Below are 16064 nucleotides of genomic sequence, written 5' to 3' on the forward strand. Positions count from 1 at the left end.
GGGGCGCACTGGCGTAGAAGTGTCGCCATGATCCGGCCCACCGCCCTTCCTGCTGACCTGGACGGCCTGCGCCTGCGCGCGGAGCTGGCCGCGTCCACGCGCACCGGCTGGGACCAGCCCGCCGAGCGGCAGGCGGCGCTGGCCAAACTCAAGACCTATCTCGCCCGCGGGCGCGCCCATGCCGAAACCCGGCTGGACGCCGCCAGCGGCGGGCTGGAAGCGGCGCGCACCTTGTCGGGCGTGATGAATGCGGCCCTGCGCGCCCTGTTTGATTCCATCGCCACCGATCTGGACGCTGACGGCGCGCGCGCGCCGGGCCTGGCGCTCTGTGCGGTGGGCGGCTATGGCGCGGGCGAGCTGGCGCCCCATAGCGATATCGATCTGGTCTTCCTGGTCGAGGACCCCGCCCCGCCCCATGCCGCCCTAATCGTGGAGCGCACGCTCTATGCCCTGTGGGATTGCAATCTGCCGGTGGGCGGCGGCGCCATCCGCACGGTGGACGAAGCCATTGCGCTGGCCCGCACCGATGTATCCGAACGCACCGCCCTTCTCGATATCCGGCCCATCACCGGCGATGTGCGCCTGGTGCGCCGCCTGCTCTCGGCCTTTGACGAACACTGGGTTGGCGAGGAGGCCGCCAGTTTCGCCGCCGCCAAGCTCGCCGAGCGCGATGCGCGCGTCGACCGCCAGGGCGACAGCCGCTACGCCGTCGAGCCCCATGTGAAGGATGGCAAGGGCGGTTTGCGCGATCTGCAGACCGTGCGCTGGCTCGCCCAGGTGCTCTATGGCGCCGATGCGCTGGAGCGCTGGGTCGGCGCAGGACTTTTGTCAGTCGGTGATGTGGAGCGCTATCTGTCGGCCGCCGATTTCTTCTGGACCGTGCGCTTTCACCTGCACGCCCTGGTCGGGCGCAAGGACGACCGGCTGAGTTTCGACCTCCAGCCCGATATCGCCCTGCGCATGGGCTATGACGACACCGAAGAGACGCTGGGGGTGGAAGCCTTCATGCGCGACTATTTCCTCAAGGCGATTGATGTGGGCGCCCTGACCCGGCTGATCTGCGCCAAGCTGGAAGCCGATGAATTCAAGGACCCGCCCGGCGCGGGCGGGCGCTTCCTGCCGTCCGATGGCATTGCCGACGCCGAGGGGCTGACCGAAGCCGGGTTCTCGCTTCACGCCGGACGGCTCGATTTCGCCGATCCGGCCGTGATCGAGCGCGATCCGGTGATGATGCTCTCCCTGTTCGAGGCAGCGGCGGCGCGCCATTACGACCTGCATCCGGACGCGGTGGCGCGCATCGGCCAGTCCCTGCGCTTTATCGATGACGCCTTCCGCAGCGACCCGCGCGCCGCGCGCAGTTTCTTCGCCGTGCTTCTCGATGCCGATGATCCGCGCATGACCCTGCGCGCCATGACCGAGGCGGGGCTTATGGGCGCGTATATCCCGGAGTTCGGCGATATCGTCGCACGCACCCAGTTCAACATGTATCACCGCTTTACCGTGGACGAGCATACGCTTAACGCGCTGGGCCTGCTCCGCGAGATCGAGCAGGGCAAGCTCATCGCAGACCATCCGCTGGCCACCAGCCTCGCCCCGCAAATCTCCGCCCGGCGCGCCCTGCATCTGGCGGTGCTGCTGCACGACACCGGCAAGGGCAAGGGCGATCAGTGCATTGAAGGCGCTGCCAATGCACGCATCGCCTGCGCCCGGCTGGGACTGGACGACGACGAGATCGAGCTGGTCGCCTGGCTGATCGCCAACCATCTGGAAATGAGCGATGCGGCCCAGCGCCGCGACATCTCCGACCCGCGCACCGTGCTCGATTTCGCGCGCCTGTGCGGCACGCTGGAGCGGCTGCGGCTGTTGACCATCCTTACCGTGGTGGACATACGCGCCGTGGGCCCGGGGGTGTGGAATGGCTGGAAAGCCCAGCTTTTGCGCGATCTCTATCAGGCCACCGCGGCGGTTCTGGCCGGGGGCGGAGAGCGCGGCGAGGACGCCGCGCGCGCCCGGCTGACCGAACGCGCCGAGGCCGCCAGGGCGCGCTTCGCGGGCGTTGTCTCGCGCTTTGATCCTGATTTCGCCAAGCGCTGGATCCATGAGCTTGATGATCCTTACTGGCTCGCCTTCGCCGACAGCGACCGGCTGCGCCACGCCGCCTTCGTGCGCGCGTGTGAGGCGGAGGGCCGCGAGACCGCCGCCGGCGTGCGTATCGACAAGCGCCGCTCGGCCTGTGAGGTGATGGTGCTGGCGCCCGACCGGGACGGGCTGTTCGCCGACATCGCCGGCGCCCTGGCGCGCGAAGGGGCCAATGTGGTCGGCGCCCAGGTGGCCACGACTGAAGGCGGGCGCGCGTTTGACGTGTTCTATGTGCAGGAGGCCGGCGGCAAGCCGTTTGGCTGGTCCGACCCGGCGGCGCGCTCGCGCCTGAAAACGGCTGTGGAAGCGGCGGCTGATGAAGGGCTTGGCGCCAGCTGGCGCGCGCCTGTGCGCCCCTTGCGCCGGCGCGAGGCGGCGTTTGCAGTCAATCCGTACGTGAAACTCGATCTGCAAGCCGCCGATCATGCCCTGGTGATCGAAGCCTCGGGCCGCGACCGGCCTGGCCTTTTGCATGATCTCGCCCGCACCCTGACCGGGTTGGGCCTGTCCCTGCAGGCCGCGCGCATTGACGGCTATGGCCAGCGTGCGGTTGACACCTTCTACGTCACAAAGAACGGCAAGAAGCCCGATGATCCGGCCCTTCTGGATGCCATCAGCGAAGCGCTGGGCGCCGTGCTGACCAAGGCGGAAGCGGCCCTGGGCGCGCGCGGCGCCAGCGCGCCTGTCACCGCGAGCGCCTGGCGGTGAGGCTGCTGCGCAATCTCGGCGTGGTCAGCGCCTTCACCTTCGCCAGCCGGATTCTCGGCCTGGTGCGCGAAAGCCTGATGGCCGGGCGCCTGGGCGCCGGGCCGGTGGCCGACGTGTTCTTCCAGGCCCTGGTCATACCCAACACCTTCCGCCGGGTGCTGGCCGAGGGTGCGTTCAACGCCGCCTTCGTGCCGCTCTATGCGCGCGAGCTGGAGGGCAAGGGGCAGGCCGAAGCCGACGCCTTCGCCAGCGAAGCGCTGAGCGTGCTGGCCAGCGTCACGCTGCTGATCGTGGTCGCGATCCAGGTGCTGGCGCCGTGGATCGGCTACGCCTTCTTCCCCGGTCAGATAGACGATCCCGGCCTGTTCACACTGGCGGTTCTGCTCTTGCAGATCATGATGCCTTACACGCTGTGCATGGTGGTCACGGCCCTGATCGGGGGCGGGCTCAATTCCCATGGACGCTTCGCCACGGCGGCGGGCGCGCCCATGCTGTTCAATCTCGCCCTCATCGTGGTCCTGATGTTCGAGTTCGCCGACCGCGAGACGCTCGCCCTCTGGCTGGCGATTGGCGTGACGGCGTCCGGGGTGATGCAGGTGGCGCTGCTGGCGCTGGCCGCGCGCCGGGCGAAGCTGAAATTCACCTTGCGCGCCCCGCGCCTGACACCCCGGGTCAAGCGCCTCATTGCGCTGGGCATACCCGGCGCCGTGGCGGCGGGCGTGACCCAGATCAATGTGCTGGTCACCTCCTCCATCGCCATGCTGGAGGACGGCGCGCGGTCCTATCTGTATTATTCCGAGCGGCTCTATCAGCTGCCTCTGGGCGTGATCGGCATCGCCATGGGGCTCGCCCTCCTGCCCAATCTCGCCCGGCGGCTGCGCTCGGGCGACGAGGCGGGCGGCAATTTCGCCATGAACCGCTCCATCGAGATTTCCCTCGCCCTGACCCTGCCCGCCGTGGCGGCCATGCTGGTGATCCCCCAGTTCCTGGTGGGCGGACTGTTTGAATGGGGCGCCTTCACCGCCGAGCACACCGCCAATACCGCGATGGTGTTGATCGCCTATGGCACGGGGCTTCCCGCCTTCATCCTGATCAAGGTGCTGACCCCGGGCTTTTTCGCCCGCGAGGACACCGCCACCCCCATGCGCTACGCCCTGATTTCGGTGGGGGTGAATTTCTTCCTCGCCGTGACGCTGTTCTTCGGCGGGGTAGGGTTTGTGGGGCTGGCCATCGCCACCAGCGTGGCGGGCTGGATCAATGTGCTCATGCTCACGCGCACCTTGCTGGCGCGCAAGCTCTGGCGCCTCGATGCGCGCCTGGCCGCCCGCCTGCCCCGGCAGGTGCTGGCCGCGGCGATGATGGCCGCTGCAGTCTGGGTCCTGGCCGGACCGGGCGCGGACTGGATCACCGGGCTCGCCCCCAGCCTTGGCCGCTATCCCGGACAGCTCATTGTTCTGGGCGCCGTGGTGGCGCTGGGCGCTGTGATCTATGGCCTGGCCGCGCTGGCGCTGGGCGCACTGACCCGCGAGGATTTGCGCGATCTCGTGCGGCGCAAACCCGATCGGGACTGAGCCCGCCTTCGCGCTTGAGCCTTGCGCCTGCCAAGGCTATCACCGCGCCCTGACCACCCCTTCCCGCCTGACCAGATATCGGATCACCCATGAGCGACGCCCCCGCCCCTTACGCCGGCCCCGAGCGCATCCTGTCGGGGATGCAGCCCACGGGCGGGCTGCATCTTGGCAATTATCTGGGCGCGCTGAAGCACTGGGTGCGCCTGCAGGAGGGTGTGGCCGATTGCTTCTACTGCGTGGTGGACATGCACGCCATCACGGTCGCTCATGACCCGGCGGATCTGCCCGGCCGCGTGCGGTCAGCGGCGGCGGCCTATCTCGCCGCCGGGGTCGACCCCAAGCGCAGCGCCGTCTTCGCCCAGTCCGCCGTGCCTGCCCATGCCGAGCTCGCCTGGATTTTCCAGTGCGTGGCGCGCCTGGGCTGGCTGGAGCGCATGACCCAGTTCAAGGACAAGGCCGGCAAGGACGCCGAGCGCGCCAGCGTCGGCCTGTTCACCTATCCCGTGCTGCAGGCCGCCGACATCCTGATCTACAAGGCGACCCATGTGCCCGTGGGCGAGGACCAGAAACAGCATCTGGAGCTGTCGCGCGACATCGCCGCGCGCTTCAACCGCGATTTCGGCGCGGGCGCCAGCGTCATGCCCCTGCCCGAGCCGGTGATCCCGCCAGCGGGCGCCGGCGCGCGCATCATGTCGCTCAAGGACGGCACGGCGAAAATGTCCAAGTCCGATCCCAGCGATAATTCGCGCATCAATCTGCATGACGACGCCGACACCATCGCGCGCAAGATCAGGAAGGCCAAGACCGACGCCGAGCCGCTGCCCGGCAGCGCCGATGCGCTTGAGGCCCGGCCCGAGGCGCGCAATCTGGTCGGCATCTACGCCGCCCTGACGGGCCAGAGCGTGCAGGCCGTGCTGGATGAATACGCCGGACAGGGCTTCGGCGCGTTCAAGCCGAAGCTCGCCGATATCGCGGTGGAGTTCGTCGCCCCCATCGCCGGCGAATACGCCCGCCTGATCGCCGATCCGGCGGAGATCGACCGCATTCTGAAGAATGGCGCAGAGCGCGCGCGCGCCGTGGCTGAACCGGTGATCACTGAGGTGCGCGATCTTGTCGGCTACTGGAAAGGGTGAGGCGTTTGGGCGCCTTGCGCCCGCGAAGCCGCCCGGCCATATGCCGCATCATAAAGTCCGGCGATTGCGCCGGACGCAAGACAAGGACAGGACCCATGCGTCAAACCTTCTGGATCGCCGCGGGCTCCGCGCTCGCCCTGGCGGCGTGCAATGATCCCGCTCCGGCCGGTTCGGGCGAACCGGCGGCCCCTTCGGCCTCGCAAGCCGGTGTTGAAATGGCTGAAGCCGTGTTCCACGCCGAGGGCGCCTGGGTGCGCAATCCCCCGCCGGGCCGTGATGTCACCGCCGGCTTCCTGACCCTGAGCGCCGAGGGCGGGCCGGGGCGTCTGGTGGACGCGCGCACCTCCGCCGCCGCGCGCATGGAAATTCACACCATGGCCATGGAAGGCGATGTGATGCGCATGCGCCGGGTGGAAGGCTTTGACATCCCTGAAGGCGGCGCCATCACCCTGGCCCCGGGCGGGGATCATCTCATGCTGTTTGACATCGACCGCAGCGCGTTCGAGGCGGGCGAGATCACCATCGATCTGGTGTTCGAGGACGGCCAGACCCTGAGCCAGGCCTTCACCGTGCTGGACGCCGCGCCGGTCAACGACAACGGCTAAAATCGCAGCCTAACGGCGCTGCAGAGCATCCGGGCCGGGCGCATCATGCGTCCGGCCCGTTTCATGTCAGGCGGACGCCTTTTTGGCCGCCTCCATATAGGCGCGCAGGGCCGCATTGATGCGGGTCTGATACCCGCGCCCGCCCTGCTTGAAAAAGGCCAGCACATCGCGGTCCAGCCGCACCGTCACCTGCTGCTTACCATAACCCGGACGCCACACGGCCTTGGCGAAATCCTCTTCGGTCAGTTCCGGGATATCGGAAAAGTCGATGTCTTCGTCGGGGATCGCCTCGATTTCCCGCAAACGCTCCTCGGAGATGGGTGGCAGGTCTTCAAGTTTCACGCGTACGATACGTCCCATGAAAGCGTCTCCTTTCCTCTCGACGCGCAGGCCGCGCCGAGATGATGCGGATGCGGCCCGAGCGGTCAGTGTGCACAATGGCGATCACCGGACGCCCGCCAAGAGGGCCGACGGCTATCCATCGCGCCTCACCACCGGGACCTGCGCGGGCCGGGATCAAGACATAGTCGCCGGAGAATAATTCGGAAGCCTCATCAAACCCGATGCCATGCTTAGCCCGGTTGGCGCGGTCCTTCTCCTCATCCCACTCAAACTGCATTGTAGCTACAAATGTCGTTACAAACAAGCACCTGTCAGGCGCAATTGTAACGCATATACGCGCAAAGCGCGAACTACAACGCCACCCCCAGCGCGCCCGCCACGCTGAACACGTCCTTGTCGCCGCGTCCGCACATATTCATCAGGATGACGCCGTCGGGGCCGAGTTCTTTGGCCAGGTCGCGCACGCGGGCCAGCGCGTGGGCGGGTTCGAGGGCCGGGATGATGCCTTCGAGCTTTGAGCAGAGCTGGAACATCTCCAGCGCCTCGGCGTCGGTGGCGGCGCGGTATTCGGCCCGTCCCATATCGTGCAAGAAGGCGTGTTCCGGCCCGATGCCGGGATAGTCGAGACCGGCGGAGATGGAGTGGCCTTCGGTGATCTGGCCATCGGCGTCCTGCAGAAGATAGGTGCGGTTGCCGTGCAGAATGCCCGGCTTGCCGCCATTGAGGCTGGCGGCGTGGTCGGGCGTGTCCAGCCCCTTGCCGGCGGCCTCCACGCCGATCAGGCGCACGCTCTCGTCTTCCAGGAAGGGATGGAACAGGCCCATGGCGTTCGACCCGCCGCCAATGCACGCCACGGCGGCGTCGGGCAGGCGGCCTATGCGCTCGAGCATCTGCTGGCGCGCCTCGCGTCCGATCACGGACTGAAAATCGCGCACCATCATCGGGTAGGGGTGCGGGCCGGCCACCGTGCCGATGACGTAGAAGGTTTCGTCGGGATAGGTGACCCAGTCCCTCAAGGCCTCGTTCATGGCGTCTTTCAGCGTGCCGCGCCCGGAGGTGACAGCATGGACCTTGGCGCCCAGCAGCTTCATGCGGAACACGTTGGGCTTCTGGCGCTCCACGTCCGTGGCGCCCATGAACACCTCGCACGGAATGCCGAAGCGCGCCGCCACCGTGGCGGTGGCCACGCCATGCTGGCCCGCGCCGGTTTCGGCGATGATGCGGGTCTTGCCCATGCGCTTGGCCAGCAGCACCTGGCCCAGGCAGTTATTGATCTTGTGCGCGCCGGTATGATTGAGCTCGTCACGCTTGAACCAGATTTTGGCGCCGCCGAAAGCCTCCGTCAGGCGCTCGGCGAAATAGAGCGGGCTCGGCCGGCCGACAAAATCGCGGCTGAACAGGTCGAACTCGGCAAGGAAGTCCGGGTCATCCTTGTACTGAGCATAGGCCGCCTCAAGCGCCAGGATATTGGGCATCAGCGTCTCGGCCACATAACGCCCGCCAAACGCGCCAAACCGGCCTTGCGCATCGGGGTACTGGGAAAAGGCGTTGGGCTGGGTCATGGGAGGGGTCCTGAAAATTTCAAAGCGGGTGAAGAGAAGCCGCTTGCGCGTCAGCACGCAAGCGGGCGGGGCTTACGCGCTGCAGCGATGAAGGCCCTGATCTTGTCTGCATCCTTGACGCCGGGACGCGCCTCCACGCCGGAGACCACATCCACCCCGCGCGCGCCGCTCTGAGCGATGGCGTCTGCGACGTTGTCCACGCTCAGCCCGCCGGCCAGCAGCCAGGGCGCGCCGGGATCAAATCCGCTCAGAAGGCTGTAATCCCAGCCGACCCCCAGCCCGCCGGGCCGGGAGGCGTCTGCGGGCGGTTTGGCGTCAAACACGAACCCGTCCACACAGCCGCGCCAGCGCGTTGCCCGCTCCAGATCGTCTGCGGCCGACACCCCAAGCGCCTTCCACACGCCCTCTCCGGCATAAGCGCGCGCATCCAGGCATCGCGCCGGGCTCTCATCGCCGTGCAACTGGATGATGTCGGGCGCCATGCGCGCCAGCACCTCGCCCAGCAGCGCGTCATCAGGATCGACCAGCACCGCCACAGAGCGCGCCGCACCTTTATGCGCCGCCAGCGCCCCGGCCTCGGTCGGGCTCAACGCCCGGGGCGAGCGCGGAAAAATGATAAAGCCCAGATAATCGGCGCCCGCCGCCACGGCGGTCTCCACAGAGACCCTGTCATTGAGACCGCAGATTTTGACGATTGTGCTCATGGGGCCGGATATAGGCCGCCTTGGCGGCATGAGAAAGCGGCGGGATGGGATGGGCGGCGCGTACGATCAATTGAACGCCGCACCCCGCCTTCCCCCCTTGCGTTTCCCCGTCGAAAGATGGGGTCCAGCAGCATAGGCGCCCTGGGTCCCGGCGTTCGCCGGGAAAACGCATAATTGAGATGTGGAGGGTATCACTTCAAAGGCTTGCACCCCTCACCGCGACGCGGCGCCGCGCACCGTGTAACCGGCGATCTTCGGGGTTTTGGGCAGATAATCGGCCTCCATCCTTGTGATGGAGAAGCCGGCGCGCGCAATCATCGCGGCGGGATCGCGGGTGAGGCGGCATCCGCCCGCCAGCGGTTTCCAGACCGGCTCGATGCGCCGCTGCCAGCGGGCCACGCCCTCATCGGGCGCCAGGCCATGTTCGCAGAACAGGAGCTGGCCGCCGGGTTTGAGCGCGCGGCGCAGGGCGGCCAGCGCCTGGTCCGGATCCGGGATGGTGCAGGCGGTATAGGTCAGCACGAGGGTATCGAAGCTGTCAGGCTCCAGCGCCGCCGCCTCGGCGGTTTCGGCGCGCCAGCTTATGGAGACCGGGCTTTGCGCGATGGCTGGGGCGGCCTTGCGGCGCATGCCTTCAGAAGGCTCCAGCGCGACGATTTCGCTGACCCGGGAGGGGTCATAAAAGCCCAGATTGGTTCCGGATCCGAAACCGATCTCCAGCACCCGGCCTCTGGCTTCAGGGATCAGGCGCGCGCGCTGCTTCATGATCTGCGGCGCGCCGCACGCGCAGCCGATCAGATGCGGCAGGACATGGGTCTCATAAAGCTGTGCGATCATGACTTGCGCCTCCGGCTGGCCGCTGACGGTGGCCGCCAGAGCGCTGCAGCGTCAAGCCGGGATGGAAAGGGCGGGCGCACACCCTTGCGTGAGCTGCGCCTTCACGCCTCGGCCTCGCGCGTTTCGTCCAGGCGCCAGCGGGCGGCGGTGACGGCGGGCTCCAGGCTCAGCCGGCCCACGATCTGCTCGAGCACGCTGTCGGCGCGGATGTCGGCATTGAGCGCGGCGGATACCTCCACCCGGTCGCTTTCCTCGATATTGGCGCTTTCCAGCGCGCGCAAATGCAGCTTGCCCGACGCCACGCCCTGCAGGAGCAGGGCGCGGATATGGGCTTCCTGTTCGGCCCGGCAGGTGATGGTGACGGCGTAATCCTGCGGTCCGTCCAGCGCGGTCACAGGCTGGCGGTTGATGCGCGCGGCGAGCGGACGCAGCAACAGATTCACCGCCACCACCATGGCCGCCACGATGATGGCGTAGACCAGCGCGCCGGCGCCCGCGAGCACGCCCACGGCCGCCGCGCACCACAGGGTCGCAGCGGTGTTGAGCCCGCGCACATTGAAGCCTTCGCGGAAAATGATCCCGGCGCCGATAAAGCCGACGCCCGACACCACCTGGGCGGCGACCCGGGTCGGGCTCACCTCGTCGCCGCCGAACAGGGCGGAGAACACCACAAAACTCGCCGCGCCCAGCGAGACCAGCGTATTGGTGCGCAGGCCCGCCATGCGCTGGCGCCACTGGCGCTCCAGCCCGATGGCCGCGCCCAGCACCAGGGCGGCGAACAGATTGATGGCGGCCCAGAACGGCCCTGCTGTCTCGATCATGCCCGGCTCTTTTTACTGCTGTGCGCCGCCTATACCCCGCCGGGCCGGAGCCATCCAGCCCGGCGGGGTCCGTACAGGCGTGATTTAGAACTCGAAGCTCAGGCCAACGGTGAACCAGTTGGCGCGGTCGCCGTCGAGATTGCGGCCATAGGCGAGTTCCAGGGCCGCCGCGCCGCCGAACAGATAGGGCCGCACGCCGGCCTGGAAGCCGGGGCTTCCGGTCTCGCCGCCAAAGGTTTCGGCGATCAGCTCGCCACGGTCGAACAGGAGCTGCCCGCCCATGCCCCAGACCGCCTCGGTCTGACGGGTGGCCTGATCACGCTCCACGCCCGCGTTGAGATTGACCAGAACGCGCTCGCCCACCGGCACGGTGACGGGCACGACGGCGTAGACGGTGTCGGCCCGGCGCACGACGCCGGCATGGCCGCTGCCCAGCGACAGGGCCACGCCCACCCCGTCCTCATCCACATCGCGCAGGGCGATCTTGACCGCCGGGGCCACGGTGGTCTCCCACTCATCAGCCCGCCGGGCGTTTTCAAACGTCAGCTCGAACTCGATCCAGGGCAGGGCCTCGAACACATAGCCCGGCGAGGCCACGAAGATGAGATCGTCATTGTCCGCCAGCGACAACCAGGTCTCCAGCTTGAACTTGCCGGGCGTGGCGATGCCGGCATCGTCCACCGCATAGGGGCCGCCCGAGGCGAAGGCCGGGCTGGCCAGAAGGGCGAAAGCGCCGGCCAGGCCGGCGAGGTTAAAGGTCTTTTTCATGGGTCTGTCTCCTCGCGGCGGCGCAGGGCTCACACTGGCGCCGCCGCGTAACAATGGTTTTTCAATCGGCTTGTTCTGTCCGTCAGGCCGCCGCAGCGGACATATCGAGCAGGGCGGTGGCGATGGAGAAGTAGATGAGCACGCCCGCCGCATCGGCGATGGAGGTTATCAGCGGGGCCGAGGCCGCCGCCGGGTCCAGCTTCAGCCGCGACAGGATGAAGGGCAGGCTCATCCCGATGACCGAACCGACCAGAACGATCACCACCATGGACAGCGACACCACAAGAGCGATCTCGGGACCGCCGCGGAAAATGCCAATGGTGGAAACCGCGATGGCCATGGTGATCCCCAGCAGCAGCGCCACGAAGGTCTCACGCCCGACCATCTTGCCCCAGTCGGACAGCTTCACATCGCCAATCGCCAGGCCGCGCACCATCAGGGTGGCCGCCTGGGAGCCGGCATTGCCGCCCGAATCGATCAGCAGGGGCAGGAAGAACACCAGCGCCACATAGGCCATGATGGTGTCTTCGAAATAGGCGATGCCTGCGCCGGAAAAGATATTGCCGAACACCAGGAGCACCAGCCACACGATACGCATGCGGTAGAGCACGAAGGTGGAGGCGGTGCGCACATTGGTGATGCGCTTCATGCCAGGCACATAGCCCTTCTGGTCGCCGCCCACGTCCTGCACGCCGCCAGACCGGTAGAAGTCCTCGGTGGCTTCTGCGGCCTGCACGTCCATGGCGTCGTCCGCAGTGATGATGCCCACCAGTGCGTCGCCGCCATTGATCACCGGGATGGCCAGAAGGTCATACCTGGCGATCTTGCGCGCAGCCTCTTCCTGTGAGTCCTGGGCGCGTACGCAGATCACGTCGCGCACCATGATGTCGCCGACCTTGGCCTCGTCGGGCTTGGTCAGCAGGTCACGAAGCGAGACCACGCCGATCAGCCGGCGCTGATCGTCGACCACATAGGAATCGTAGATGGTTTCCTTGTTGGGCGCTTCCTTGCGCAGTTTCTCAATCGCCTGGACCGTGGTCAGCTCCGGCGTGAGGGTGGCGTAATCGGACGTCATGATCGCGCCGCACGTGCCGTCCTCATAGGCGGCCAGCTTGCGGATATCCTCCCGGTCGGCCTGGGCCAGGACCGGCAGGAGCTGGTTCTGCAGGGAGTCCGGCAGTTCGGCGAACAGGTCCGCGCGCTCGTCATGGGACATAGCCCCGATGAGAGCGGCCAGATCGTCACGCTTCATCAGCGTGGCGACCGCCACCTGGGTGTCGACGGGCAGATAGCCGAACGCCTTGGCCGCCGTTTCAACCGGCAGGACGGGCAGGATGCGGGCGATGTCATAGGGCGTCAGCTCGCCCAGCGCGTTGGCGATGTCAGCCGGATGAAGATGGGCGAGAGCCGCGGCGATGGAAGCGGTGTCGTCATTGGCGAGAAACTCGCGCAGCGCCGAGGTGATGTGGTTCTTTGTCATGGCGTGTCTCCAGACAGTTGGTCTGCCGGAGAACGCGCCAGACCTCACATTGTCATGAAGTCGGGTCCGGCCTCCGGCCTGGAAAATCGGGAAATGTCAGGAATTGCGGGCGCGCCAGCTTGCGCCGGACAGATCGCCCGCCAACTAGATGGGTCGTCCATATCGCCTCCTTCCCCGCGCTGCGCGCACACGGCGCAAAGGCGCCGCGCGCAAGGAGCGCGCTCCAGATCTGCAGCGGAAGCGAAGGATGGTTCGCCGCCGCGCCGGATCAGCCGTTAGGGCTGTCGGCGCGGCGCGGGGCAGGCCCGTGAAGGGGCCGCCGGGCGCTGCGTCAGCAGCCGGTCAGGCTCAATTTATCGTGTCGAACCGGGCCCGAGGCCCGACTAGATCCACCGTCCATTGAAGTCCGTGTCCATAAACGCTGGCGCAGCTGCCAGCGCGGGCTGCTTACGCGCCTGCAGCACGGGCGTCAAGGCCGGTTCCGGCGCCCGGCGCCAGAAAAACACCGCGCCTTACCCCTTGAAATGCTCCCACACCGTCCAGGCGCCGATGGCGATAAAACCAAGGCCGGCAATGAGCTTGAGCGGGATCATGGTGAGCCAGCGCTCGGCCGCCATGCCCAGCAGCACCGCCAGCCCCGCCGACAGCACCAGCGCGGCGGACGCGGCGGCGAAGACCAGCGCGGGGTGATGGCGGCCATCGGCGGCGAACAGCACGGTGGCCAGCTGGGTCTTGTCGCCCAGCTCGGCCAGGAACACGGTGATGAAAATTACAAACAGGGGCGTCATGAGACATCTCTCCGGAGCCGGCCGATCAGACCACATGACAACCTGTCGCGTCCGGCTCCCGGTTCCGCGTCAGGCCGTCATGAGTCTCGCCAGGATCCGAAGATGCGCCTTCGCCATGGCCGTGCCGGCCAAGTGTGTTGACGAAGGCCCGTCGCGTGCGCGACGGCGGCTACTCCCTCAGGACAGGCGCTGACCTAGCAGGCCCGCGCGCGCGGATCAAGGCTGGCGATGCGCGGCTTGCTTGCACGGGCGGGCGCAGGCAGGCTCGCCGCCATGAGCGCGGTTTACACCGCCATGCGCCGGTCTGAACGGGTATTATGAGATCATCACCGCCACGCGCCTTGACGGTCCGCAATCTGGTGCTGGCTGGCGGCGGTCATGCCCACGCCGTTCTGCTGTCACGCTGGCGGCCCAGGCCGGGCGTGCAGATCACGCTGATCAATCCGGGCCAGCGCGCGGCCTATTCAGGCATGCTGCCTGGCCATGTGGCGGGCCATTACCCGCTGGAAGCCTTGCAGATTGATCTGGCCCGGCTGTGCCGGCGCGCCGGCGCGCGCCTGATAGAGGGGCGCGTTTGCGGCCTCGATCCTGACGCGCGCAACGTACAGGTCATGACTGCGGGGGGCGCGCGCACCGTGACCTATGACGTCCTGTCGCTGGATGTGGGCGGGCAAGGCGCCGTGCCGCCGGTGACCGGCGCGGCCCATATCATCCCCGCGCGCCCGCTGGACGCCCTGGCGGCGCGATGGGCGTTGCATCTTGAACAGGTGCGGTCCGGCGCGGTCCCGCCCGAAGTCTGCATCACAGGCGCGGGCGCGGCGGGCGTGGAGCTGGCGCTCGCCGCCGCGCACCGGCTTGCGCGCAGCGGTGTTCGCGGCCCTTGCGTGAGCCTGGTGGAGGCAGGCGGCGAGATCACGCCCGGCCTGCCTGCGCGGGCCCGGCGCACGCTTTTGCGCAAGCTGGATGCGGCCGGGATCAAGCGTGTCACCGGAGCGCGCCTAACCGGCGCCGATGCGCAGGGCGTGACGCTTGCAGACGGACAGCGCTTGCCCGCCTCGCTGATCATAGCAGCGGCGGGTGTGCGCGCTCAGGACTGGCTGGCGGGAACCGGCCTGGCGCTCAATGACGGGTTCGTGGCGGTCAACGCCCATCTTGAAAGCCTGTCCCATCGCGGCGTGTTCGCATGCGGGGACTGCGCCCATCTTGATCACGCCCCGCGCCCCAAAGCCGGGGTTTACGCCGTGCGCGCCGCACCGGTTCTGGCCCATAACCTGATCGCGGCGCTGGAGGAGCGGGACATGCAGGTCTTCACACCCCAGCGCAGCTATCTCCATCTCATCGCCCTGGGTGACAAGCGCGCCCTGGCCGTCCGAAACGGCCTGAGCCTATCGGGCCGCTGGGTATGGCGGATCAAAGACGCCATTGACCGCCGCTTCATGCGCCAGCTCAGCCAATGAGGCGCTCCCCCTCGCAGCGGGGGCAAGCCATGGGGGGCTATGTCGTGGAACGCGCTTACGCCGCTTCGCTTTCCAGCTCGCTGCGCCACTGGCCCAGAGCGGCCAGCGAGTTCATGCGGGCGCGGTGATTGAAGGCGCGCTGGCCGGCCGCCACATCGGACCCGTTCCAGGCCTTCAGCGGCGCCGCCTGCAGGGCGCGGCCATAGGAGAAGGTCAGCGGCCAGGGCAGGTTATAGCCCTCATTCATCAGCGACAGATGCGCGGTGGCGTCCTCGTCGGACTGGCCGCCCGACAGGAAAGCGATGCCCGGCACGGCGGCGGGCACGGTGTTGAGCAGGCACTGCACCGTCATGGCGGCGACCTCCTCGCGGGTCGCCTGGTCGGAGCATTTGGCGCCAGCGATGACCATGTTGGGCTTCAGGACCGTGCCTTCGAGCACCACGCCCTGCTCGAACAGCTCGGCATAGAGGCGCTTGAGGGCAAACTCGGTCACCTCATAGCAGCGCTCGATTGTATGATCGCCGTCCATCAGGACCTCGGGCTCCACGATGGGCACGATATTGGCTTCCTGGCACAGCGCCGCGTAGCGCGCCAGCGCGTGCATGTTCACATTGATGCAGTAGGGCGAGGGCAGGCTGTCATCGCCGCCGCGGCCCACATCGATCACGGCGCGCCATTTCGCAAACCGGGCGCCCAGCTTGTAATACTCTTCCAGACGCGATCGCAGGCCATCCAGGCCCTCGGTCACGGTCTCGCCCGGCGAGCCGGCCAGCGGCTTGGCGCCCGCATCCACCTTGATGCCCGGAATACAGCCGGCATCGGTGATCAGCTTCGTCAGCGGCGTGCCGTCTGCAGCGGTCTGGCGGATGGTCTCGTCAAACAGGATCACGCCGGAAACATATTCGCTCATGGCCGGCTGGGTGCGGAACAGCATCTCGCGCCAGTCGCGGCGGCTGTCCGCGGTCGAGGTCAGGCCGATCGTGTCAAAGCGCTTCTTGATGGTGGAGGTGGATTCGTCCGCCGCCAGAATGCCCTTGCCCGGCGCCGTCATGGCGATGGCCGTTTCATTGAGCTGATCGAGATCCATCACGCCTGTCCCTCATGAGTGTTCGTGTGAGCCGTTCCCGGCCCGTTGTGTGGCCGCGCCTG

The 16064-nt window shown here is 67.5% G+C and carries 15 protein-coding genes and 1 riboswitch; of the genes, 5 read left to right on the plus strand and 10 right to left on the minus strand.

Annotated elements, in window-relative coordinates:
- Positions 1 to 27 precede the first annotated feature (27 nt).
- From F1654_RS06205 to F1654_RS06220, 4 genes are all read left to right on the plus strand, one after another.
- Positions 28 to 2847, plus strand: a complete 2820-nt coding sequence (locus F1654_RS06205; protein ID WP_233205168.1) for a [protein-PII] uridylyltransferase — start codon at positions 28 to 30, stop codon at positions 2845 to 2847.
- Complete coding sequence (murJ, locus tag F1654_RS06210) at positions 2844 to 4418, plus strand: murein biosynthesis integral membrane protein MurJ (RefSeq protein WP_150022666.1); 1575 nt, start codon at positions 2844 to 2846, stop codon at positions 4416 to 4418. Before F1654_RS06205 ends, murJ begins: the two co-directional genes overlap by 4 nt.
- Before the next feature lie 89 nt (positions 4419 to 4507).
- Positions 4508 to 5551 (plus strand): tryptophan--tRNA ligase, encoded by a 1044-nt coding sequence (gene trpS / locus F1654_RS06215; RefSeq protein WP_150022667.1) that lies wholly within the window; start codon positions 4508 to 4510, stop codon positions 5549 to 5551.
- A gap of 95 nt (positions 5552 to 5646) precedes the next feature.
- On the plus strand, positions 5647 to 6156 hold the full coding sequence (locus F1654_RS06220) for a copper chaperone PCu(A)C (RefSeq protein WP_150022668.1): 510 nt from the start codon (positions 5647 to 5649) through the stop codon (positions 6154 to 6156).
- A gap of 66 nt (positions 6157 to 6222) precedes the next feature.
- Here F1654_RS06220 and F1654_RS06225 read toward each other — a convergent pair whose 3' ends face one another.
- From F1654_RS06225 to F1654_RS06265, 9 genes are all read right to left on the minus strand, one after another.
- Positions 6223 to 6516, minus strand: a complete 294-nt coding sequence (locus F1654_RS06225; RefSeq protein ID WP_150022669.1) for a BrnA antitoxin family protein — start codon at positions 6514 to 6516, stop codon at positions 6223 to 6225.
- Positions 6488 to 6775 (minus strand): BrnT family toxin, encoded by a 288-nt coding sequence (locus F1654_RS14170; RefSeq protein ID WP_199200484.1) that lies wholly within the window; start codon positions 6773 to 6775, stop codon positions 6488 to 6490. Before F1654_RS14170 ends, F1654_RS06225 begins: the two co-directional genes overlap by 29 nt.
- Positions 6776 to 6848: 73 nt before the next feature.
- Positions 6849 to 8060, minus strand: a complete 1212-nt coding sequence (gene trpB / locus F1654_RS06235; protein ID WP_150022671.1) for a tryptophan synthase subunit beta — start codon at positions 8058 to 8060, stop codon at positions 6849 to 6851.
- Between the two features lie 50 nt (positions 8061 to 8110).
- Complete coding sequence (locus F1654_RS06240; RefSeq protein WP_150022672.1) at positions 8111 to 8764, minus strand: phosphoribosylanthranilate isomerase; 654 nt, start codon at positions 8762 to 8764, stop codon at positions 8111 to 8113.
- A 213-nt stretch (positions 8765 to 8977) separates the two neighbouring features.
- A complete protein-coding gene (locus F1654_RS06245; RefSeq protein ID WP_150022673.1) occupies positions 8978 to 9601 on the minus strand; it encodes a class I SAM-dependent methyltransferase in 624 nt (207 codons plus the stop codon).
- A 101-nt stretch (positions 9602 to 9702) separates the two neighbouring features.
- Positions 9703 to 10422 (minus strand): MgtC/SapB family protein, encoded by a 720-nt coding sequence (locus F1654_RS06250; RefSeq protein ID WP_150022674.1) that lies wholly within the window; start codon positions 10420 to 10422, stop codon positions 9703 to 9705.
- Between the two features lie 84 nt (positions 10423 to 10506).
- Positions 10507 to 11190: a hypothetical protein gene (locus tag F1654_RS06255; RefSeq protein ID WP_150022675.1), complete on the minus strand. Its 684-nt coding sequence runs from the start codon at positions 11188 to 11190 to the stop codon at positions 10507 to 10509.
- Between the two features lie 82 nt (positions 11191 to 11272).
- Entirely contained in the window at positions 11273 to 12670 is a 1398-nt protein-coding gene (gene mgtE / locus F1654_RS06260) for a magnesium transporter (protein ID WP_150022676.1), read from the minus strand.
- Positions 12671 to 13182: 512 nt separating this feature from the next.
- Positions 13183 to 13458, minus strand: a complete 276-nt coding sequence (locus F1654_RS06265; RefSeq protein WP_150022677.1) for a TMEM165/GDT1 family protein — start codon at positions 13456 to 13458, stop codon at positions 13183 to 13185.
- Positions 13459 to 13460: 2 nt separating this feature from the next.
- Positions 13461 to 13640: riboswitch (yybP-ykoY riboswitch) on the minus strand.
- A gap of 159 nt (positions 13641 to 13799) precedes the next feature.
- Here F1654_RS06265 and F1654_RS06270 point away from each other — a divergent pair.
- On the plus strand, positions 13800 to 14915 hold the full coding sequence (locus F1654_RS06270) for an FAD-dependent oxidoreductase (protein ID WP_233205169.1): 1116 nt from the start codon (positions 13800 to 13802) through the stop codon (positions 14913 to 14915).
- Between the two features lie 55 nt (positions 14916 to 14970).
- Here F1654_RS06270 and F1654_RS06275 read toward each other — a convergent pair whose 3' ends face one another.
- On the minus strand, positions 14971 to 16002 hold the full coding sequence (locus F1654_RS06275; protein ID WP_150023365.1) for a class I fructose-bisphosphate aldolase: 1032 nt from the start codon (positions 16000 to 16002) through the stop codon (positions 14971 to 14973).
- Positions 16003 to 16064 lie beyond the last annotated feature (62 nt).

Source organism: Alkalicaulis satelles, assembly GCF_008630495.1.
GTDB classification, from domain to species: Bacteria; Pseudomonadota; Alphaproteobacteria; order Caulobacterales; family Maricaulaceae; genus Oceanicaulis; species Oceanicaulis satelles.